Annotated in this window: 19 protein-coding genes; 9 read left to right on the forward strand and 10 right to left on the reverse strand. The window is 52.5% G+C overall.

The window, feature by feature from the left end; translation table 11 throughout:
- The first annotated feature begins 2 nt into the window (after positions 1 to 2).
- Positions 3 to 2,609, forward strand: coding sequence for a carboxypeptidase-like regulatory domain-containing protein (locus tag HMPREF1640_RS01220; RefSeq protein ID WP_081935235.1), 2,607 nt, complete (start codon positions 3 to 5; stop codon positions 2,607 to 2,609).
- Positions 2,610 to 2,676: 67 nt separating this feature from the next.
- Positions 2,677 to 3,786: a DUF4249 domain-containing protein gene (locus tag HMPREF1640_RS01225; RefSeq protein ID WP_052051651.1), complete on the forward strand. Its 1,110-nt coding sequence runs from the start codon at positions 2,677 to 2,679 to the stop codon at positions 3,784 to 3,786.
- 59 nt (positions 3,787 to 3,845) lie between these two features.
- Here HMPREF1640_RS01225 and HMPREF1640_RS01230 read toward each other — a convergent pair whose 3' ends face one another.
- Positions 3,846 to 4,409, reverse strand: coding sequence for an isochorismatase family protein (locus HMPREF1640_RS01230; RefSeq protein WP_036891661.1), 564 nt, complete (start codon positions 4,407 to 4,409; stop codon positions 3,846 to 3,848).
- A 223-nt stretch (positions 4,410 to 4,632) separates the two neighbouring features.
- Between HMPREF1640_RS01230 and HMPREF1640_RS12485 the strand changes: the two genes are divergently transcribed.
- Positions 4,633 to 4,947: a hypothetical protein gene (locus HMPREF1640_RS12485; protein WP_052051652.1), complete on the forward strand. Its 315-nt coding sequence runs from the start codon at positions 4,633 to 4,635 to the stop codon at positions 4,945 to 4,947.
- A gap of 244 nt (positions 4,948 to 5,191) precedes the next feature.
- Here the strand turns inward: HMPREF1640_RS12485 and HMPREF1640_RS01240 are convergent, their stop codons facing one another.
- From HMPREF1640_RS01240 to gap, 3 genes are all read right to left on the reverse strand, one after another.
- The gene (locus HMPREF1640_RS01240) at positions 5,192 to 6,127 is read right to left on the reverse strand and encodes a diacylglycerol kinase family protein (protein ID WP_036891663.1); all 936 of its coding nucleotides are present in this window, start codon (positions 6,125 to 6,127) and stop codon (positions 5,192 to 5,194) included.
- Positions 6,124 to 7,095: a tRNA (adenosine(37)-N6)-dimethylallyltransferase MiaA gene (gene miaA / locus HMPREF1640_RS01245; protein WP_369699813.1), complete on the reverse strand. Its 972-nt coding sequence runs from the start codon at positions 7,093 to 7,095 to the stop codon at positions 6,124 to 6,126. The genes HMPREF1640_RS01240 and miaA overlap by 4 nt, the downstream gene beginning before the upstream one ends.
- 246 nt (positions 7,096 to 7,341) lie before the next feature.
- On the reverse strand, positions 7,342 to 8,409 hold the full coding sequence (gene gap, locus HMPREF1640_RS01250) for a type I glyceraldehyde-3-phosphate dehydrogenase (RefSeq protein WP_036891666.1): 1,068 nt from the start codon (positions 8,407 to 8,409) through the stop codon (positions 7,342 to 7,344).
- Positions 8,410 to 8,650: 241 nt separating this feature from the next.
- Here gap and mscL point away from each other — a divergent pair, with 241 nt between their 5' ends.
- Positions 8,651 to 9,028 carry a large-conductance mechanosensitive channel protein MscL gene (mscL, locus tag HMPREF1640_RS01255; RefSeq protein WP_036891668.1) on the forward strand — a complete coding sequence of 126 codons (378 nt, stop codon included), beginning with the start codon at positions 8,651 to 8,653 and terminating at the stop codon, positions 9,026 to 9,028.
- Positions 9,029 to 9,202: 174 nt separating this feature from the next.
- On the opposite strand, the gene HMPREF1640_RS13440 is transcribed toward mscL, so the two are convergent.
- Positions 9,203 to 9,355, reverse strand: a complete 153-nt coding sequence (locus HMPREF1640_RS13440) for a hypothetical protein (protein ID WP_165815046.1) — start codon at positions 9,353 to 9,355, stop codon at positions 9,203 to 9,205.
- Positions 9,356 to 9,624: 269 nt separating this feature from the next.
- On the opposite strand from HMPREF1640_RS13440, the gene HMPREF1640_RS01265 reads away from it, so the two are divergent.
- Positions 9,625 to 11,100 carry an alkaline phosphatase family protein gene (locus HMPREF1640_RS01265; protein ID WP_036891673.1) on the forward strand — a complete coding sequence of 492 codons (1,476 nt, stop codon included), beginning with the start codon at positions 9,625 to 9,627 and terminating at the stop codon, positions 11,098 to 11,100.
- Positions 11,101 to 11,795: 695 nt separating this feature from the next.
- On the opposite strand, the gene HMPREF1640_RS01270 is transcribed toward HMPREF1640_RS01265, so the two are convergent.
- Positions 11,796 to 12,443 (reverse strand): HAD family phosphatase, encoded by a 648-nt coding sequence (locus HMPREF1640_RS01270; RefSeq protein ID WP_036891676.1) that lies wholly within the window; start codon positions 12,441 to 12,443, stop codon positions 11,796 to 11,798.
- A gap of 56 nt (positions 12,444 to 12,499) precedes the next feature.
- Between HMPREF1640_RS01270 and rsmG the strand changes: the two genes are divergently transcribed.
- From rsmG to HMPREF1640_RS01290, 4 genes are all read left to right on the forward strand, one after another.
- Entirely contained in the window at positions 12,500 to 13,126 is a 627-nt protein-coding gene (gene rsmG / locus HMPREF1640_RS01275; RefSeq protein WP_036891679.1) for a 16S rRNA (guanine(527)-N(7))-methyltransferase RsmG, read from the forward strand.
- 40 nt (positions 13,127 to 13,166) lie between these two features.
- Positions 13,167 to 13,814, forward strand: coding sequence for an MBL fold metallo-hydrolase (locus tag HMPREF1640_RS01280; protein ID WP_036891681.1), 648 nt, complete (start codon positions 13,167 to 13,169; stop codon positions 13,812 to 13,814).
- Between the two features lie 31 nt (positions 13,815 to 13,845).
- Positions 13,846 to 14,427, forward strand: a complete 582-nt coding sequence (gene ruvC, locus HMPREF1640_RS01285) for a crossover junction endodeoxyribonuclease RuvC (RefSeq protein ID WP_036891683.1) — start codon at positions 13,846 to 13,848, stop codon at positions 14,425 to 14,427.
- A 137-nt stretch (positions 14,428 to 14,564) separates the two neighbouring features.
- Positions 14,565 to 15,047 (forward strand): hypothetical protein, encoded by a 483-nt coding sequence (locus HMPREF1640_RS01290; RefSeq protein WP_036891826.1) that lies wholly within the window; start codon positions 14,565 to 14,567, stop codon positions 15,045 to 15,047.
- 128 nt (positions 15,048 to 15,175) lie between these two features.
- On the opposite strand, the gene HMPREF1640_RS01295 is transcribed toward HMPREF1640_RS01290, so the two are convergent.
- From HMPREF1640_RS01295 to HMPREF1640_RS01310, 4 genes are all read right to left on the reverse strand, one after another.
- Positions 15,176 to 16,696: a DUF4301 family protein gene (locus HMPREF1640_RS01295; protein WP_036891685.1), complete on the reverse strand. Its 1,521-nt coding sequence runs from the start codon at positions 16,694 to 16,696 to the stop codon at positions 15,176 to 15,178.
- Positions 16,697 to 16,807: 111 nt separating this feature from the next.
- Positions 16,808 to 18,175 carry a tRNA lysidine(34) synthetase TilS gene (gene tilS, locus HMPREF1640_RS01300; protein ID WP_036891687.1) on the reverse strand — a complete coding sequence of 456 codons (1,368 nt, stop codon included), beginning with the start codon at positions 18,173 to 18,175 and terminating at the stop codon, positions 16,808 to 16,810.
- A gap of 9 nt (positions 18,176 to 18,184) precedes the next feature.
- Positions 18,185 to 19,375 carry a class I SAM-dependent rRNA methyltransferase gene (locus HMPREF1640_RS01305; RefSeq protein WP_036891689.1) on the reverse strand — a complete coding sequence of 397 codons (1,191 nt, stop codon included), beginning with the start codon at positions 19,373 to 19,375 and terminating at the stop codon, positions 18,185 to 18,187.
- The gene (locus HMPREF1640_RS01310) at positions 19,372 to 20,145 is read right to left on the reverse strand and encodes a 3'-5' exonuclease (protein WP_036891690.1); all 774 of its coding nucleotides are present in this window, start codon (positions 20,143 to 20,145) and stop codon (positions 19,372 to 19,374) included. Before HMPREF1640_RS01310 ends, HMPREF1640_RS01305 begins: the two co-directional genes overlap by 4 nt.
- Positions 20,146 to 20,545 lie beyond the last annotated feature (400 nt).

Genomic DNA, 20,545 nt, shown 5'->3' on the forward strand with positions numbered 1-20,545 from the left:
ATATGAAAATAAATCGCATCCACACAGCGCACATGAGGCGCACGAGCCTGACGCCATGGCGTGTCATGCTCATCGCCATCATGCTGCCAATGATATCATGGGGGCAACGAGCCGCCATCAAGCAAGAGCCAGGCAAGCCGCGACAAGAGAAAAAAAACAACGAGCAGGCCCAACGAGCGAGCGAGCAGGCCGACCCACAACGCAAATCGCAGCCAAAACGCACGCACACGCTGAGTGGATACGTGAGGGGCGCGGATGGCGAGACGCTCATCAACGCCACCGTCTACGACCTCACCACCCACCAAGGCACCATGACCAACGCCTATGGCCATTTCTCTATCACGCTGCAAGAGGGCGACCACGAATTGCGATGCGGATACATAGGATACGCCGACAAGCTCACACGGGTGCGACTGAAGGCCGACACGCATCTTGACATTTGCCTGAAAGAGAACGCGAGCGTGCGCGAGGTCACGGTGATAGGCGACCTCAACTCGCCCCTCATCAACACACAGACTGGCAAAAGGTCTATCAACGCTCGCAACATACAGACCGAGTTCTCGACGCTCAGCAGCCCCGACGTGGTGAAAACACTGCAACGCATGAGTGGCGTTGCCGAAGGCATGGAACTGGCCAGCGGCTTGTACGTGCATGGTGGAAACAACGACGAGAACTTATTTATGATAGACGGCACACCGCTCTACTCCATCAACCACATGTTCGGACTGTTCTCGGCCTTCAACACGGACATGGTGAAAAACGTGGACTTCTATAAGAGCGGATTTCCAGCGCGTTACGGCGGCAGGCTGTCGTCGGTGGTAGATGTGCGCACCAACGATGGCAACATGAACCGCGCGCACGGCAGTCTTCGCGTGGGCCTGCTTGATGGCAGCGTGCACGTCGAAGGACCCATAAGACGGGGACGCACGTCGTACAACATCGGATTGCGTCGAAGCTGGATGGACTTGCTCACAAGGCCTATCTTTGCCATCGTGAACAGTGGCAACCACGAGGACAAGTTTACGATGAACTACTTTTTCCACGACTTCAACGCGAAGGTTACCAATATCTTCAACGACCGCTCGCGCATGGCCCTAAGCCTCTATTCCGGGAAAGACCAGCTTCGAGCCAAAGCGGAATGGGACAACGAATACATGAACTGGAAAAGCTCGGACATCTCAAGATCAGACTTCGACTGGGGCAACCTGAACGTGGCGTTGGACTGGAACTACCAGCTGGCGCCCAAGCTGTTCGCGAATTTCACCGCGGTTTACACGTATAACGAGGCCAAGCTAAACTCTTTGGAAGACTGCAAATACAGAAACTCAGACAGCACGTCGACCATCGATTACAACGAGAGCAAATACAAATCGACAGTGAACGACCTTGGCTATCGAACGGCTTTTGACTTCCGGCCATCGCCCCATCATCACATCAGGTTCGGGCACGACTACACATGGCACACTTTTAAGCCACAGACACGCTGGCAAAAAGCGTTTTACGGCTCGTTCCAAAACGCGGACACCGTGATGGAACAGAGCCACAACAAGCATACGGCGCACGAATGGAACTTTTACGCCGAGGACGAGATGACCATTGATAACAACTGGAGCATGAACACTGGCATGAACGTGACGCTATTTCATATCGGAACCAAGACACTCTGTACGGCAGACCCGCGCTTGGCCGTGAAATACCAGCCCATGCCACAACTGTCGCTCAAGGCATCGTACACGATGATGAGCCAGTACGTGCACAAGATATCAAACAGCATACTGGAGCTTCCCACCGACTACTGGGTGCCCACCACCGAACGGCTAAAACCCATGCGGTCATGGCAGGTGGCGGCGGGAGCCTACTACCAGCCAAGCCGCCACTGGATGCTGAGCGCGGAAGGATACTACAAGCACACGAACCATTTGCTGCAATATTCGAGTTGGGCAAGCCTTGAACCGCCCGCGGACAAGTGGGACCAAATGGTGATGGAGGGACAAGGACGATTTTACGGAGCGGAGGTTGACGCAGCGTACACAACCAAGAACTTGGAGCTGAGAGGAGCCTATACCCTGTCGTGGAACGAGCGAAAATTTGACGATTTTTACAAAGGATGGTTTTTCGACAAGTTTGACAACCGCCACAAAATAAACATCACGGCACGCTGGAAGGTCAACGACAAAATTTCGGTGTTTGGCGCATGGACCTACCATTCGGGCAACCATATCACCATGCCAACGCAATATATAGCAACGCCCATCGTGCCGGGAGGCGAGCCGAAAGACATGTTCAGCTACGGCACGAAGCGCGGCCAAGTACCAACCGTAAACGAGTGGCTATTGGACAACAACTACGTAGACCAAACGACGTTTGTATACGACAAGCCCAACAACCTGCGGCTACCAGCTTATCACCGCTTGGACATAGGCGCGGACTTCCGCCACATTACCAAACACGGACACGAACGGATATGGAACGTGAGCTTGTACAACGCCTACAACCATCTCAACTCGCTGTGGATAGAAGTGAAAGAGAGAAACGATGGCAGGTTCTATCTCAAGAACCACGCCTACATTCCCATAGTGCCATCAGTCAGTTACACTATTAAATTCTGAACCGGCAAGCGCGATGCAAGTAGCGCGCATGGCGTCATGAACATCCCCTAAAAACAAGTACGAAGACATGAAAAGATTATTATACATAGCCATGGCACTGTCACTCCTCGCAAGTTGCAAGGAAGAGATAAGCATGGATACACTCGACGGCAGCCCCAAGTTGGTGGTATACTGCATGCCCACAGTGGGCGACACCACTTACATAGGCGTGAGCAGGAGCGTGCCAGTGACCAAATACAACAACACCTCGAAGCTCACCCGGGTAGACAACGCTCATATAGATTACACCGTGAACGGGCAATCGATCGCCGTGGAGCATGTGGGCAAAGGATATTACCGAGTGGTTGGGCGTCAAAACGCGGGCGACAAAATAGCCCTCAAGGTGCAAGCGGACGGCTTTGGGAGCGTGCGAGCCGCCACCACGATACCCCAACCAGTGCATATAGGTGATTTGGACTACAACTATGTGAGACGCTACAATGACCAAACGGGGCGGCAAGAGACATTCGACCAAATCACAGGCACGTTCAAAGACGACCCCAACTCTCACGACCATTACGCCGTGAGAGTGAAGGTAAAATGCTACAAAGGAAAGGGCACGCTATATAAAGGCAACTCCAAAGAGTGGCATATATACTACAACGAATACCTGCGAAGACTCAAAGAGACGAAATGTGACTCCACGCGCGTGGAGATGACAGACTCCATTTACTATTACCCACGAGTGTCGCCACGCAGTGAGCCGCTACTGTCGCCCGTATCAGGGATGGACGAGGATTTCGGATTTTCGAACAACTTCTTTGGAAACCTTTATATTTTTGACGACAAAGCCATCAACGGCAAGACTTACACGCTGCACCTTGATATCGATCCTAGCAACCAACCTATCATGTATGACAAGGATGGGCAAATGGTATACCCAAACTATAACTTTGCCAAGGCATACCAATTGGAATTGCTGCGTATAACACCAGAATACTACAATTTCTTGCGTTCGCTCAACGATTTGGAAAATAACGATTTAGGACAGGCCGGTTTGTCGCTCATCAGACCCATGCAATCTAATATAGACGGGGGATTGGGGCTGCTCGGCGGATGGAGCGCGGCAAGCTCAGACTGGAAAATGAGGATAGATAAAGACTTGATTAAAAAGCCTAATGGGAAGATGGCGCATTAAGGTTGGGACGTTGAAAGCAGAGATTACATAATCTGATACGGCGGCGGCGTGACCGCCTGTCAATCGGCGCAAGAGCGAGAAAGAAAACTTTTTAGCGCGGTACCATCGTCGAACGATGCCGTGCAAGACTCGAGGACACGAACGGACAACGCTCCAACGGCTTGCGCAAGGTCACTGGCTGACGCAATCACGCAAGTGTCGCCAGGCAATCCGCAAATGTCGATTTGTTCTATCTCGAGCGCAACGATTAGCCGTAAAACAATGTCGGCCGACGTTGGGTTTTGCATGACGGAACACTCGTCAAGGTTCACTTGCTGGCCGCTGTAGAGCATAGTAAACCCGCCCTTGGTCTCGTTGAGCGAATCTAAAAGGGCTTGCCACACTGCCGCCCCCACGGAATGTTGCACGCAATGGGCAGGCAACTTGCCGCCTTTGTGAATGAACGCACTGTGATTATAGGGATGCCACTTGCATGCGACAAGCCTGACCACATAGTCGGAGCCATGCGTCCTGACATAATCGGCAAGACTATCCATCGCCTGCGACGCGCCGGGAATGGGCAACGCACCCGTGATGAAATCAACTTGAGGATTTAACACCAAGAGCATTTTCTTTTTTTCCATTGGGTTTGTGAATATAATGATGATGTGTTGGCAAAACTAAGGTTTTTTGATGAGACGTCCAAAGGTGACACACTTTTTATTGCCTATGCACGAATTATTTCGTGAATATAGCGCGCAAAATGTCCGAACGACCCCAAAAAGGGCGTGGAGGGATATAAAAATCTAACACGATATTGACAGCATAAAGAAAACATCACGTTTTGGAGAACACTGAATTGTATCTATGGCACAAAAGTTTATTGTCACCAAAAGAGGTGTAATGCGCATCGGGCATGTATCGATGCATAAAGATTTGTTGCGAAATGGCGACACGTGCATGGGTGGTGGCTTTTGGCGTTTTGATCCTATCAACGCAAGGCTTGAGTTGAGTGGGCGTTCGTACGATTTTGGCTCGCCTATGTGGGATTACCTGTTGGAACATGACATAACATTGAAAATACCCGACAAATACCATGGGTTGAGCGTCGTCTACAAAGGCAACGACGAAGCTGGAGCGCCTTTGAGGATCAGCGAAGTGTTCAAAATAGAATATGTCTGAAAGTGATTTTAAGCGCGAAAAAAGTGGCAAGGAATGAGATTGGGCATCCGTTGCCAACATGATACATGACACCTCGAAACAGCATGAGCCATAAAACCGACCCTAAATCAGGCTGATAAACGTCTAAAATACAAGCCAAGATACCCCAAAGCCCCCTTCCAAGACCATGCGTCTCGGTATCTCCGAGCGGCACTCTCTTATTTAATGAGACGCCGCCACGCACTTGCCGGCGAGTGTGTGTCTATCAAGACGGTATCAGAAAATTGATGGATTCGGGCACCACGCTGATCGTAAACGGTCCCATGGGCGTACGCATCAACCGACCGTCAAGACCTATTAGGGCGCCCTCGGTTTTCTCAACCCTGACCAAACGAGTGCGATAAGGGTGCACGTTATGGATGTTAAGCAGTTCGCCCCGCAAGAAAAAGTAAATGCCGGCGGCAATCTGCCTCAACCCTGAATGGTATACCACCGAGACGTCCAACTGCCCATTGTAAGGCACGGCGTTTGGCGTTTGACCATAGCCAAGGGCGTTTCCGACACAGATGGTCATTACCCGACGGTCTATTTGGTCTGTGTTGATTTTGAGTTTCATCTTGTAATCCAACCGCTGGAACAGCAAAAGGATGAACGAAAAGAAGAAGGACAGCCCCCGGCTGCCAAAGAAATGACGTGTGCGGCGGCGCAAATTCATGATCGTGGCGACAAACCCCACGTTCACACAATTGAGGAAATAGCGTTTGCATCGCTCGTCATCCTGATTGACATAACGCATCAAACCAAGGTCTATCTTCTTTACCCGGTGTCTCTTGAGGGCTTTGATGGTCGTGGCATAATCATCCTCGTCCAAATACCAGAAGTGCGCAAAATCATTCATCATGCCGTTAGGAATTACGCCAAGGGCCACTTTCTCACGCGCGTTTTGGTCCACTTGCATGAGACTGTTGACCGCGTCGTTGAGTGCCGAGTCGCCACCGATGACAACGATGGTGTGGTATCCGCTGTCGACATACATCCTGACCAGCCGGTCTACGCTGCCACGGCTTTCACTTTGCACATGGTCATACAGGATGTTCTCTTTCCGGAGGCACTCCTCTATCTTCTCCCATCTGCGTTTGGACGAGCTTAAAAATCCTGATTTCGGACAGTAAATGATACCCCAACGATTTTCCTCTATCATAACATTCGTTTTATTTCATTGATTTTTTCCTCCATGCACAGCGTCGCGTCAAGCCAGTGTATGACGGCGCCGCGGCGTTCCATGCCCCTGAACCAAGTCATTTGTCGTTTGGCAAACTGATGTATCGCTATTTCCAACCGCTTATACATCTCGTCAAAAGACAATTTGCCGACAACGTACTCGGTGACATATTTATATTCCAATCCGTAATAAATCAAGTCGGCCGGGGCGACGCCGCTGTCCAGAAGGCGTTTTATCTCGTCCACCATTCCATTGTCAAGACGCTGCCTGAGCCGTTCGGATATTTTACGTCTACGCTCCTCACGGTCAATGTCAAGACCAAAAACGATGGCGTCAATGGGTTGTGCCGGTCGGCGCTCGGCGGCGCGCTCAAGGTTGTAAGTCTCTATCTCGATGGCGCGAATGGCGCGTTGGCACGAGTCCACGTCTGTGGTGTTGTGCATGTTCGAGTTGTTCTTTTTCTTGAGCTCCACCAATTTTTGGGTGAGCGTCTCTAACGACTCGCCCTCCAACCGTTTTCTCAACGCCGGGTTTTGCGGCACGGTGGAGAGCGAGTAGCCTTTGAGCACGGCCTCAATGTACAGTCCGGTGCCACCACAAAGAATGGGTCGCGCGCCACGGCTCGCGATGTCATCGTAGGCTGCCATGAAATCGCGTTGGTAGCGATAAAGATTGTATTTTGAGCCCGGCTCCACTATGTCGATGAGATGACAGGGCACGCGCTTGCCGTCTACGACATAGTCTTCCAAATCCTTCCCCGTCCCGATGTCCATGCCCCGGTACACTTGCCTGCTGTCAGCGCTGATGATTTCCGACCCCAACTCGTTGGCGAGGGCCACGGCCAAAGCCGTCTTGCCGCAAGCCGTGGGGCCAAGTATTGTTATCAAGCGAGCGCGAGGCCTGCCGCCCAAATCCGCGTTTGTGGTTTGTGGGGACAACATTGCCATGTCAGAGCCATTATTATTCATTGGGCAAATATAAATAAAAATAATCGAAACGGCAAGAAAAGCAAATACTTTATAGGCTTATTTCACACCATTTATCAATGCCGTCGCCGTCATGGGCCACGCCGCGCGCCCATACACGACATGCCAATGCCGTCATGGCCAAGCCAACAAAAAGGCTCGACGCAATCCGCATCGAGCCAAAAGATACAAGAATTAAATCCTGTCAAACAATATAACAGTGTTTTATTACTTCAATTCCGCGAGGTACTTGATGGTGCGAACCATTTGCGAAGTGTAAGAGTTCTCGTTGTCATACCAAGATACTACCTGTACCTGATATGTGTCCTCGTCCACCTTGCTAACCATGGTCTGAGTGGCGTCAAACAGTGAGCCAAACTTCATTCCGATGATGTCCGATGAAACGATGAGGTCCTCGTTGTAACCGAAAGACTCGTTAGCGGCTGCTTTCATGGCGGCGTTCACACCCTCTACAGTGACGTTCTTGCCCTTAACGACCGCGATCAGGATGGTGGTGGAGCCTGTTGGCGTGGGAACACGCTGCGCGGAACCGATCAGCTTGCCATTGAGCTCAGGGATTACCAAGCCGATAGCTTTGGCGGCGCCAGTGGAGTTAGGCACGATATTGCAAGCGCCAGCGCGCGAACGACGCAGGTCTCCCTTGCGCTGTGGGCCGTCAAGGATCATCTGATCGCCTGTATACGCGTGGATTGTGGACATGATACCCGACTGGATGGGAGCGAACTTGTTAAGCGCGGCGGCCATCGGAGCCAAGCAGTTGGTGGTGCAAGAAGCGGCCGACACAACCGTATCGCCGGCTTTCAATGTCTTGTGGTTGGTATTGTAAACGATAGTGGGCAGGTCGTTGCCAGCGGGAGCGGAAATAACCACTTTCTTGGCGCCAGCCTGAATGTGAGCGGAAGCCTTCGCCTTAGATGTATAAAAACCGGTGCACTCGAGCACTACATCCACGCCAAGCTCGCCCCAAGGCAACTCGGCAGCGTTTGGTTTAGCATAAATGGTAATCTCCTTGCCATCAACGGTGATAGAGCCGGGAGTAACAACTGTTTTGCCATCCTCGCCAAGAACAGAGTCTTTGAAGTCGACAGTGTGCTTGCCTTCGCCATACTTGCCGGCGAAGCCACCCTGTGCGGTGTCATACTTCAACAGATGAGCGAGCATCTTGGGACTTGTCAAGTCGTTGATAGCTACTACTTCATAACCTTCAGATTCGAACATCTGACGGAACGCGAGACGGCCAATACGACCGAAACCATTAATCGCTACTTTTGTCATTTTACTTATTTTTATTAATAAAGGTTTAAAAAAAACATATCCTGATACGTGAAATCATTTTCTCTCGTACGCTTGCAAAGTTACAAATTATTTTCTAATTTTGTATTCAATTGGAGTATTAAATATATTAAAAATCATCTACTTGCCACCCTTAACCTCCCAAAAAAAACAGCGATTGCCCCGAGTGCAAACTCCATGTGTCAAAAATACAAAATTTTCATTATTCATAAACACAACTATCATGGGATTTATCCAAGAATTCAAAGACTTTGCCATGAAAGGCAATGTCATGGACATGGCTGTCGGCGTGATCGTCGGCGGCGCCTTTGGCAAAATCGTGTCGTCACTTGTTGACGACATCCTCATGCCGCTCATTGGCATCTTCACAGGCGGAGTGGACTTCTCGTCTTTAGCCGCCACCGTGGGAAATGCCAAAATAACATACGGCATGTTCGTCCAGAACGTTATTGATTTTCTTATCATCGCGTTCTGCGTCTTCGTGATGGTGAAAGCCATGAACAAGATTGTCAAGAAGCGCAAAGAGACTCCGGCCCCGGCAGCTCCATCCGCGGAGGAGAAACTGCTCGCCGAGATCAGGGACCTGCTCAAGCGGAAATAGCCGTCCATGGCGCGTCACGGGGAAGCCGCGACGCGGCCTCCCCGAACCTCACTGCGCCACAATCGCGCCCGCCACAACGGCAGACGCGATTGTGGCGCTGGCTTTTTGCATCGCCATCACCAGCCCACCAAGCCAACCGCCAACCATCAGTCGTTCCGCCATCAGCTCACTGGGCTACTCGCGAATGTAATCTTTTGAGACCAAATCATAATACAAGGCCTCAAGCTCAGCTATCGTCAACCGCTCCACACTGTGCTCTATGACCCTGACAAGCTCTTCGCGGCGAGCGTTGTCGTCGCTTTCAAAACATGTAAAAACTTTATCCATCTGCCTATCTCGTTTTGTCATTATAACGCCTCGAGGCGCCGGCATATTGCTTATGGCGTTTTTTATTCTCCATCTTCCGTGCCCCCAACACCCTGCCACAGAGGTCGCGCCATGGGCAAACCACCAATGCGCACAGGCGGCCAAAAAGTAGGCATGTAACAAATTCTTTAGTCAATTGTCACAATAATATAATATCAATAACTTGCCAATCGAAGTTTAATTTGTAATTTTGCAGTTGTTATAACACATATTTCTTTTATCATTCTCACATGAAAAAAATTATTACCCTATTCGTGGCAGGGCTCCTTGCCTTGCCGGGCATGGCCCAAGTGAGCCGCCCCAAACTCGTCGTGGGACTCGTGGTAGACCAAATGCGCTGGGACTACCTGTATTATTTTTACGATCAATTCCAAGCCGGCGGACTGCGGCGATTGGTGGACAAAGGCTACAGTTTTGAGAACACCATGATCAACTACGTGCCCACCGTCACGGCCATAGGCCACTCAAGCATTTACACGGGGTCGGTGCCAGCCTTGCATGGCATCGCCGGAAACGACTTTTACATAGATGGGCAGAAAACCTATTGCTGCCATGACGCCTCTGTCAAGGCCGTGGGCTCCAACGGAAAGGCGGGCCAAATGTCGCCGCGCAACCTCTTGGCGTCTGGCATTGGCGACGTGCTCAAGACGCACACCGACTACAAAGCCAAGGTCATCGGCGTGGCTCTCAAAGACCGCGCGGCCATATTGCCGGCCGGGCACGCCGCGGACGCGGCTTATTGGTGGGACGGAGAGGCGGGGCATTTCATCTCCTCCACTTATTACATGACGCAATTGCCCGCGTGGGCAAACAAGCTCAACAATGAGCTGAAAACCAAACCAGGCTACGACATCAAGACATCAGTGCAGGGCGTGACCGCCACTTTCCGCATGGCCGAGGCCGCGTTGATAAACGAAGGCATGGGGCTGGACAACGTAACAGACCTTTTGGCCATCAGCGTGTCTTCCACCGACGCCATCGGCCACACGTATGGCACGCGCCATCAGCTCACCCGCGCCGCCTACATGGAGCTTGACAATCAATTGGCCAAACTCTTTGCCCTTTTGGACAAGCGCGTGGGACGGGGAAACTACCTGCTATTTCTCTCCGCCGACCATGGCGCGGCGCACAACCCCAACGAGATGAAAGCGCACAAAATACCGGCCGGCGGACTTGAGTTCTGGGCTTGGAAAGCGGACGTGAACAAGGCCGTGGGCCTGCGACTGGGCATCGACGGCAATGTCATCATGGCCGAAAACGCTGGGCGCATCTATCTTGACCACAAGCTCATTGAGCGTTGCGGCAAATCGATAGACGACGTAAAACAGGCCGTCATCGACGAGATGGAGAAGCGCGACGAGATACTCTATGTCGTGGATTACGACAGGGCGCTCACCACGTCGGTGCCCCAACCCATCCGCGAGCGCATCGTCAACGGTTACAACAAGAAACGCAGCGGCGACCTTTTCTACATACCCAAGGCTGGATGGGAGAACGTGAGCGACAAGCCCGACTACGTGGGCACCACGCACGGGCAATGGAACCCTTACGACGCGCACATCCCATTCGTGCTCTACGGATGGCACGTCAGTGCGGGGCAAACGCACGAGCCCACCTGTATGACCGACATAGCGCCCACCATCTGCGCCATGCTCCACATACAGATGCCCAACAGTTGCGTGGGCAACGCCAAGGAAGTGAGATAAAGGCGCGGCCCTCCCCCGCACACGTACACGTCGGAGGGCCACATAAACCGTCCATGTGGCATGGACGGCAGGCGATTTCGCCACACCAAAAAAATTCTTCCACATACCATTTATGACATGCGAAAGCATCGCCCCTGACACCACACGATGTCAAAAAAGGCGATGCTTTTTCGTGTCTAAAAAAAAGGATGAAATAGAGATCGCGCGATTGTTTCTTTGCCGAAAAAGGCCATTCACAAGCGCGCCAAAACAGCATCGGTCGCTCATTTGAACACCGGCCGCGCGCGTGTAAGGCTTAATGGAGTCGCCCTTAGGCTCTTTTCGCATCGCGTTCAAGGCTCATTCATGACGCCTTTAGCGCACAATCGCGACGCCATTACGCCTCAATCGCGCCACATGAGCATCCACTCGAAAACGACGAAAACAAGCGCTCGCACCCAAATGGCTATCTTGCAAACACTTATAAACACCGGCCATTTTTGCCGTATTTTGAGCCAAAGGCTTTTCATTTTTAAATAAGCGAAGCGCAGGCACGTTGTTGTCAAAAAAAATACACGTTTTTTTTCTCTTTCGGCGACGCATCCTTTTGATGACAACAGGGGGCTTGCCTACGATTGCGCCACGGCGCGATGGCGGCGCGCCACCTCATTTTTTCCTCCGGCCCATGCCACCAAGCGCGTCCTGTCAAGGTGACATTATGGTTGGCGGCCGGCCGCACGCGACAGCTCGTTCGCGTCCAACTGCGTGAAATCGTCCACCACGCGGTCGCTCAACGGTCGCACCACGTCGCGGCCGTTGGTCGTTGTCAGGGCCACAGCGTACAGCCCCGCGGCCCTGACGGCCCTCAATCCGTTCACGCTATCCTCAAAACCCACGCAGTCGCCCGGTTCCGCGCCGAACGCGGCGGCGGCGCGCAGATAGCAGTCGGGATGCGGCTTGCTCCTCGCGAAATCCTCGCTGGTGAGTATCCTGTCAAAGTGACGGGGCAGCTCGGGCAATTTCGTATACACGCTTTTCATTTTGGAAAGGTTGCTGCTTGTAACCAAAGCCGTGCATATGCCGAGACTCTTCAGTTGTGCCACGAAGGCCTCGAAGCCCGGTATATAGCTAAAGGTCATGGCGCGCTCAAAATCGTCAAGCGCGTGCGTTATGGCTTCTCGCCGTCCGGGTTGGCCAAAAAAGTAAGCGTCGAAAATCTGGTGGAGCGTCATGCCCTTTATCTTATGCTCCAATCCCGGGATTTCAGGGTGGTAACGTCTCATCTGCCCTCCCCAAAACTTGGTGTACTGTCTCTCGGTGTCCAAGACCACGCCGTCAAGGTCAAATAAAGCGGCTTTAATCATTATTATAAGTATTTGACCACAAAGTTACGCCAAAAAATCGTAACTTTGCGGCGATAATGGACAAATCGATTATTTTCAATCATTTCGCGTCGCTCACCGCCACGCAGCAGCGACAGTTCGAGGCGCTCGACGCTTTGTACCGCGACTGGAACGCCAAGATCAACGTCATCTCTCGCAAAGACATCGACAACCTGTACCTTCACCACGTGCTTCACTCGCTGGCCATCGCCAAGCTCATTGGCTTCAAGCCCGGAACGCGCGTGCTCGACATCGGCACGGGGGGCGGATTCCCGGGCATTCCCTTGGCCATCATGTTTCCCGACTGTTATTTTAGGCTTATCGATGGCGTGGGCAAAAAAATAAAAGTGGCCACCGAGGTGGCGTCGGCCATCGGCCTGACCAACGTGGAGGCCGTGCAGCGACGTGGCGAGGAGGAAAAAGACAAGTTCCACTTCGTGGTGTCGCGTGCCGTGATGCCCTTGCCCGACTTGGTGAAAATCGTACGCAAGAACATCTCCAAAGAACAGCTCAACGCTCTGCCCAACGGTCTCATCGCTCTCAAGGGTGGCGACCTCAAAACCGAAACCAAGCCTTTTGGCAAGGCGGTATCGCTCACACCCATCAACGAGTGGTTCGCCGACAAGTGGTTCGCCGACAAGCAGTTGGTGTACCTACCACTGTGACCGCGCCACCTTTAATGGTCTTACACTTATATATCAAGCTATGCTGAACATCAAAACATTCGTTTGCAACATGATACGCGAGAACTGCTACGTGGTAAGTGACGACACACGCGAAGCCGTCATCATAGATTGCGGAGCGTTCTACGACGAGGACAAGGAGTCTATACGCCAATACATCAAGACCAACAAATTGCGCCCCGTACACCTGTTAGCCACCCATGGACACGTAGACCACAATTTCGGCAACAAGTTCGCGCAAGACACATGGGGGCTACGGGTGGAGCTTTCTGGCGCCGACGAGCCGCTCATCAAGTCACTGCCAGAGCAGGCTATGGCCATTTGCGGCGTGCGAATGGGCAATGACGACGTGGCGCCCGTGGGTCGATACTTGCGGGCAGGAGAGGTCGTCTCGTTTGGCAACCATAGCCTCGAGGTGTTAGAGACGCCCGGGCATACGCCCGGTGGCGTGTTCTTTTACTGTGAGGCAGAGCGCGCGGGCTTCTCGGGCGACACACTATTTTACCACAACGTGGGTCGCTGCGACCTGCCGGGAAGCTCCATGTTTATGCTCATCCAGAGCCTGCGCATGCTCTCGCAACTGCCCGACGACACGCGCGTGTATCCCGGGCACGGCAAAAACACGACCATAGGCGAGGAGGTGGGGCACAATCCCTACATGGACCGATAGCCCAACGCCCAACCAGAGACTCTTGCGCGGCATGACATCCATCAACAGGCACCCCACCGAGCGGCTCATTCTCGGCATAGACCCAGGCACCAACGTCATGGGCTATGGCGTGCTTCGCGTGAAAGCGGGCAAGCCGGAGATGGTGGCCATGGGAGTGATAGACATGCGAAAAACCAAGGATGTCTATCTCAAATTGGGCAAGATATTCGAGCGTGTCATCGGTGTCATAGACGAGTACCACCCCGACGAGATGGCCATAGAGGCTCCTTTTTTCAGCAAAAACGTGCAGTCGCTTATCAAATTGGGGCGCGCGCAGGGCGTGGCAATAGCCGCCGCCATACACCGTGACATCTTCATACATGAGTATGCGCCACTGAAAATCAAGATGGCCATCACCGGCCAGGGGCAGGCTTCCAAAGAACAGGTGGCGGCCATGCTGCAAAGACTGTTACACATAGACAAGGATGAGATGCCCACATTCATGGATGCCACAGATGCGTTGGGAGCGGCATACTGCCATTTCATGCAACTGACCACCCCTGACATGAACACACCGAGATACGGCAGCTGGGCTGACTACGCCAAGAGAAACCCTAAAAAAATAAAAAAATAGGAAACATTCATCTCACCAACTGCGTCTATGATATGAACGTGAGACGTATAGCCATGCCACGACTTCTTGAAAAAAACGTCATGGGCAAACGCCAAGCACACCATAAAAAGACAAAACATAAAGACAAAACATCACACATGAAAAAAACATTGATGGCCTTGACCATGCTTCTTGCCATGACGGCCAACGCGCGCGCGCAACAAATTTACAATGAGGTGAAACGCATGCAAAAAAGTTTCTCGACCATAAAATACGACAAAAACAAGTCCATGGACAAGCGCAGAGTGGCCTCGTTCAAATGGGATGCCATAGAGTACATGCTCTTTAAGGCAAAAGAAGACAACACTTTCACCGAGAAAAAATTGGGGGAGCAAACCATCGCCATGACCGATTTCGTGAACCTTTATTTCAAACGCTTGGCCGAAGCGAACACCAAGTCCAAACGAGAGATCGCGACCTCGCGTTTCAAGAATGCCAGCATTAACAACAGTTTGTTCAACGACATGGACAAAGATTTGGTGTTGGGATATTACAACAACGCTAAGTTTCCTACACCTTTCTCGCTCGATACCGATTGGGTAAAAGCGTTAAAAGAGATTAGAAGCAAGAACTGGAACTAACGTTCCCCATAGCCTCTGTAAACAAAATCGTGTTTAATAGGCCTGACAAAAATTGTGAGTCGGGCCTATTAAACACGATTTATTTTATTGGTAAGGATGCCACGAGTTTTTGGTGCCTATCGCACCTCTTACTGGTGGGCATCCCGCAACAAATCGTTCACCGTCTTGACAGGATTGAACGTGGAAAGCGGAACTTCCACAAAAATGGTGTTCCAGTCGCTCATCGCGCCATTCCAAAGTCCCGGTAGCTCGAGGGCCTTAAGCTCTCGGCCGTCCTTGCTCTTAGCGCTGATAAAGCCGGTACGCTCGTCCACGTAGTGAGTAAGGTCGAAATGACGCCCTCGATAGTCTTTGATGGCGCATACCAAGTCTACCGGATTGAAGTGCGTGCCATCCTCAAACATCTTCACATACGACTCGTCCGACTTGTCTATTTGACTGCTCTCAAGTATTTGTGGACTGACGCTGCCATCGCGATTATAGGCTAAAAACGGACCGCCACCAGGCTCTCCAACGTTTCTCACCACGCCACACACACGCATAGGACGATTAAGTTTTTTTCTCAGCCAGTCCGCGAGCGCGGCATCATCGAACCGTGTGGCCTCGTCATAGAGGCAGCATAGGTCTCGCCGCACAAACTCATGGATCTCGCTCAACAGCTCATGGTTGGGCGTGTCACCATCCAGTGCTTGCATGTAATCGAACGCTTGCCGCTGCGTCTCCACCAAAATACCGGCGATAATTTGTTTCCATCGCACCGTCTCCGGCTTCAATCGGTCAGGCACAACGTTGTCGATATTCTTGATGAATACGATGTCGGCGTCCAAGTCATTGAGGTTCTCGATGAGGGCACCGTGGCCTCCCGGCCTGAAAAGCAGGCTCCCATCGTCATTCCTGAAAGGCGTGTTGTCGGGGTTGACCGCTATGGTATCGGTACTCGGCTTCTGCTCGGAGAACGATATGTCATATTTTATTCCAAACTTCTTTTCATAGTTTCGCGTTTTCTCCTCCACCCTTTTCTCAAACAAGTCAAGGTGCTCGTGCGACACGGTAAAGTGCACATGGGCCACCCCAGCCACGGCGGTGTAGAGCGCGGCCTCCACCAAATGCTCCTCCATGGGCGCGCGGGCGCCGTCGTCATAGGCGTGGAAGAGCAGCAAGCCCTTGGGCAATTGTCCATAGTTCAAGCCATCGGCACGCAACAGGCAGGCTACCACTGTCTTGTAATCGCCATCTACAACAAGCTCGTCGACGGTTTTGCCATGCAGCGATTGGCACTTGTCATCGAGCGCTTGATAGAACGCGAAGTTCTTGATATCGGCGAAAAAACGCTTCTCAAAATCGGTCGTGGGTTTGTCATAGCTTGCCGAAAGAAAGGCGAACATATTCTTAAACATGCGGCTGGCGGCTCCCGAGGCTGGCACGAACTTGACCACTTGGCGCGCGCCATCTTTTTTGTAATGTTCCCATTCTTCCGTGGCGCGCGCTTGCGCTGCATCGTCAGGAACCATAATTCCATTGCCCACAGCGGCGGTGGCGGCCAAACGTAGGAATGGAAATCCGTGCCTCAACTGTTCCATTTGATGCTCCACTTGGCCCAAAGTCATGCCCCGGGTATCTATTTGTTTTTTATCTGCGTCTGTAAACATGGCGTGTTGGGTTTTTAGGTTTTACTTGCTCAACAAAAATAGCCATTTATTCTGGAATGCGAAAGAAATAGGGATGAAAAAACAAAAAATAATTTTAGCCTTCGCGTTGCCCTACAAGAGCTGGATGATCAACGCCTCGCTCGACTTGCCCGGGCAGATGGCGAAACGACCATCAACACGCTGTCCTACAAGCCACACGATGTCGCCACGATCGTCTTGCACCACCAACTGGCGACGGCGAAGTAACAATGGCACTTTATGGTCAGTGAGAAAATCGCTCGCCAACTTGCTGTTTTTCATGCCCAAAGGCACGAAACGGTCTCCCTTGCGCAAGGGCCTGACCACCAAAGGATATTTTACAAGAGAGGCATCAAGGTTGGCCACGGTGGCCGACGGGTCGATCTGGAAGTTGGCGTCCACGTTTTTGAGCTCAAGTCGAAGCCTCGTCGCAGTTTCCTCCGCACCATCGGCAAGCGCGGTCAAGGGTCCGGCAGGATAGCGATAAATGCCTCGCTCGGGTATCACGAGATTGGGCAGGGGGCGTTCCCAAGCCTTACGCTCAACCACAAAAAGGTAGTCTCGGTCCATGACGGCTACCCAATGGTTTGACATCCACGTAGCGCCATCGCGACGATGAGCGAGCATCTCCAACAGCTGGGCACGGTTAAAACCACGCCACTCCAATATCGTCCGTAGCGCGTAAATGGGCGATGGCAACTCGTCCAACGCCTTGAGGCGGTAGCCGCCGTTGTCAGAACGAATAGCGCTAATGGCCTGGCGCGTGGCGTGTTCCACCACCTTGCCCGCCTCGCGCACATTCTCTGTCATTCGCGCCACGTTCTCTTTTACGGCCGGATTGATTTGCTCGAGCAGCGGCAGCACCTGCAAGCGCAGCTTGTTGCGCATGGCATCGGTCTCGAGATTGGTGCTGTCCACGACAAACGCCTGCCCCAAATGGTCGAGGTAGGCTTGCGCTTGCCGCCGCGACACGCCCAGCATGGGGCGCAGCACACGTCCGTTACGCGGCCGCATGCCCTGCAATCCCCGCAAGCCCGTACCCCTTACAAGGTTGAGCAACACCGTCTCCACTTGGTCGTCACGGTGGTGCGCCACACAAATGCCATCCGCCCCTACTGCCTTGGCGAGCTGCTCAAAATAGCCATAGCGCAAGTCGCGCGCCGCCATCTCAATTGATATTTTGTGCAATTCGGCATAAGCTGTCGTGTCAAAATGCGCCTTGTGCAGCGTCACTCCCAGCGTTTGGCAAAGCGACTCGCAAAACATCTCATCACGATCGCTCTCCGCCCCTCGCAAACGAAAGTTGCAATGCGCGGCCGCCACACGATAACCCAGCCCCACGAGCGCGCGCAACAACGCCACGCTGTCAGCCCCGCCAGACAGTGCCACCAAGTAAAAGCCATCGCGACGCATAAGCCGATGACGCACTATGAAACGCTGGATAATATCTGGGAAAGTCATGCTATCGGCCTACTCCACGTAGAGTACCAATCCCTTAAGGTACTCGCCCTCGGGATGATAAATATTGATGGGATGATCCGCGGGTTGGTGCAACTGGTGCAATATGCGCACCTTGCGCCCTGTCTGCGCCGCCGCGGTGAACACGGCGGCACGAAATTGATCTTTGGTTACCACTTGCGAGCAACTGAACGTGAACAGGATGCCACCGCGCTTGATGCGCTCCAAGCCTTTCACATTAAGCCGGGTGTAGCCCTTGAGAGCGTTGCGCAGCGCGCCACGATGCTTCGCGAAAGCTGGCGGGTCAAGCACTATGAGGTCGTATTTGTCGTCATTGGCATCCATAAACTTGAACGCGTCGTCACAAAAGGCCTCGTGACGGTCATCACCGGGGAAGTTCAACGCCACATTCTGGTTGGTCAGGTCGATGGCCTTGGCGCTGCTGTCCACCGAGTGCACCAACTTGGCCCCGCCACGCATGGCATAAGCCGAGAAGCCACCCGTGTAACAAAACATGTTGAGCACAGACTTATCCTTTGCGTAACGCTCAAGCAACGCCCTGTTCTCCCGTTGGTCAATGAAGAAGCCTGTCTTCTGCCCACGCCGCCAATCAATGAGAAATTTCAGGCCGTTCTCCACCGCCACGTTGTCACTTGTCTGGCCAAAGATAAAGCCATTCTCCTCTCCAAGGTCGGCCTTGAAAGGAAGCGTGCCCTCGCTTTTGTAATACACGCTGCTAATCCTGTCGCCCATCACCTGCGCCAACGCCTCGCAAATATGCTCGCGACACATGTGCATACCCACGCTGTGGGCTTGCATCACGGCCGTATGGCCATAGCAATCTATGACCAGCCCGGGCAGGTTGTCGCCCTCGCCATGCACCAACCGGTAGGTGTCACCACGCTGGTTGTCGGCCAGGCCGATGCCACGACGCATGTCGAGCGCGGCTTGCAGGCGCGACACCCAAAACGCATGGTCGATAGATATATCTCTAAAAGACAACACACGCACGGAGATGGTGCCCACCTGATAGTGCCCCACGGCGACAAAATCACCATCGGCAGTGATCACGCGCACCACGTCGCCCTCTTGAATATCGGTGTCGGCGTGGTGGATGGCACCACTGAAAATCCATGGGTGGAAACGTAGCAACGACTCTTGTTTGCCACGCTTCAAGTATATATTTTTATAGTTCTCCGTCATGATTTCTTTGTTTGTTTTGGTTCTTTGGGTTTGGATTTGCGCTTGGCGGTGGTGGCACGCTTGGCGCGAGACTTGCGTGTGGTCTTAGCGCTCGCCCCATTAGGTTTGTCGTCCAGGGTGGCAGACGGCGCGCATCCGGGCTCGGTCTCAGGCTCTTCCACTTTTACAAGGTCGTAATCGCCCGTCCGTTTCAACCGGTCTATCTCCTCATACAGATTGATACAACTCCACGCGTCTATGGCCGCGTACTGCTTTTGCTTGTCGCTCAAGAATGGAGCCTCCCAATTGGAAAGGCGCTGACGCTTGGAGATTTTCAAATGAAAAAAATTGGCGTACAGCTTTTGCAAACTCAGGTCGCGCACGCCAAGCGACGGCACGATGTCTTGAAGATCGACAAAAAGCCCCGGGACAAACTGTTCTCGCGCCTCGAGCCCCCGGATGTCGTCGTGCCACGAAAGCCCTACTTTCCTTACAGAGGTATCCTCCAACAGCCGTTTTATGGCTGGCGTTATGCCTGTGAGATGCAGCCTGAACAAGAAGCACGTGTCGCGATTGGACACCTGCAACAAGCACACTTGGTGCTGCTCTCCGCGGCGAAACGAGGGTTTGGTCTCGGTGTCCACGCCCAAAATGTCGCTCGACAAAAGGTAATCCACGGCCTTCTCGGCCTCGCGAGCGGTGATAATGGAGATTATCCGCCCCGGGAATTGAACCAATGGCAAATCGGTTATATCTTTTTTTTCAAACTTGCTATATATCTTTTTTCTCATCGTGTCTGTTTACAATATGCAAAAGTATAAAAAAATGACTGATTATATCGTTATTTCTCCAGAATATTTCAAGCCTCGCCGCGCGCCAAGCGGCCTTGCCAAGGCGATACGTCAAACATGCGAGGCTACGCGATACAAGCGCGCGGGCATGGCGCGACACTTGCCATCAGTCCTATCTTTCGGGGTGGTTACAGGGCGAAAAAATACTGAATATATTTTACTATCACATCTCAAAACCGTATTTTTTCATTCAAAAACGCGTCGCAGGCCATAAAATGGCCCAAAAACGGCATGTGCCGCAACAGGCTGGCAGGCATTGTTTTACAGATCACACGCGTCAGATCATAGTCACGGGCATGCCTTGCCACGCCGCGATTGACGCTTAATGGCCGCTCGAACA

It is taken from the genome of Prevotella sp. S7-1-8, from assembly GCF_000758925.1.
GTDB lineage: Bacteria > Bacteroidota > Bacteroidia > Bacteroidales > Bacteroidaceae > Prevotella.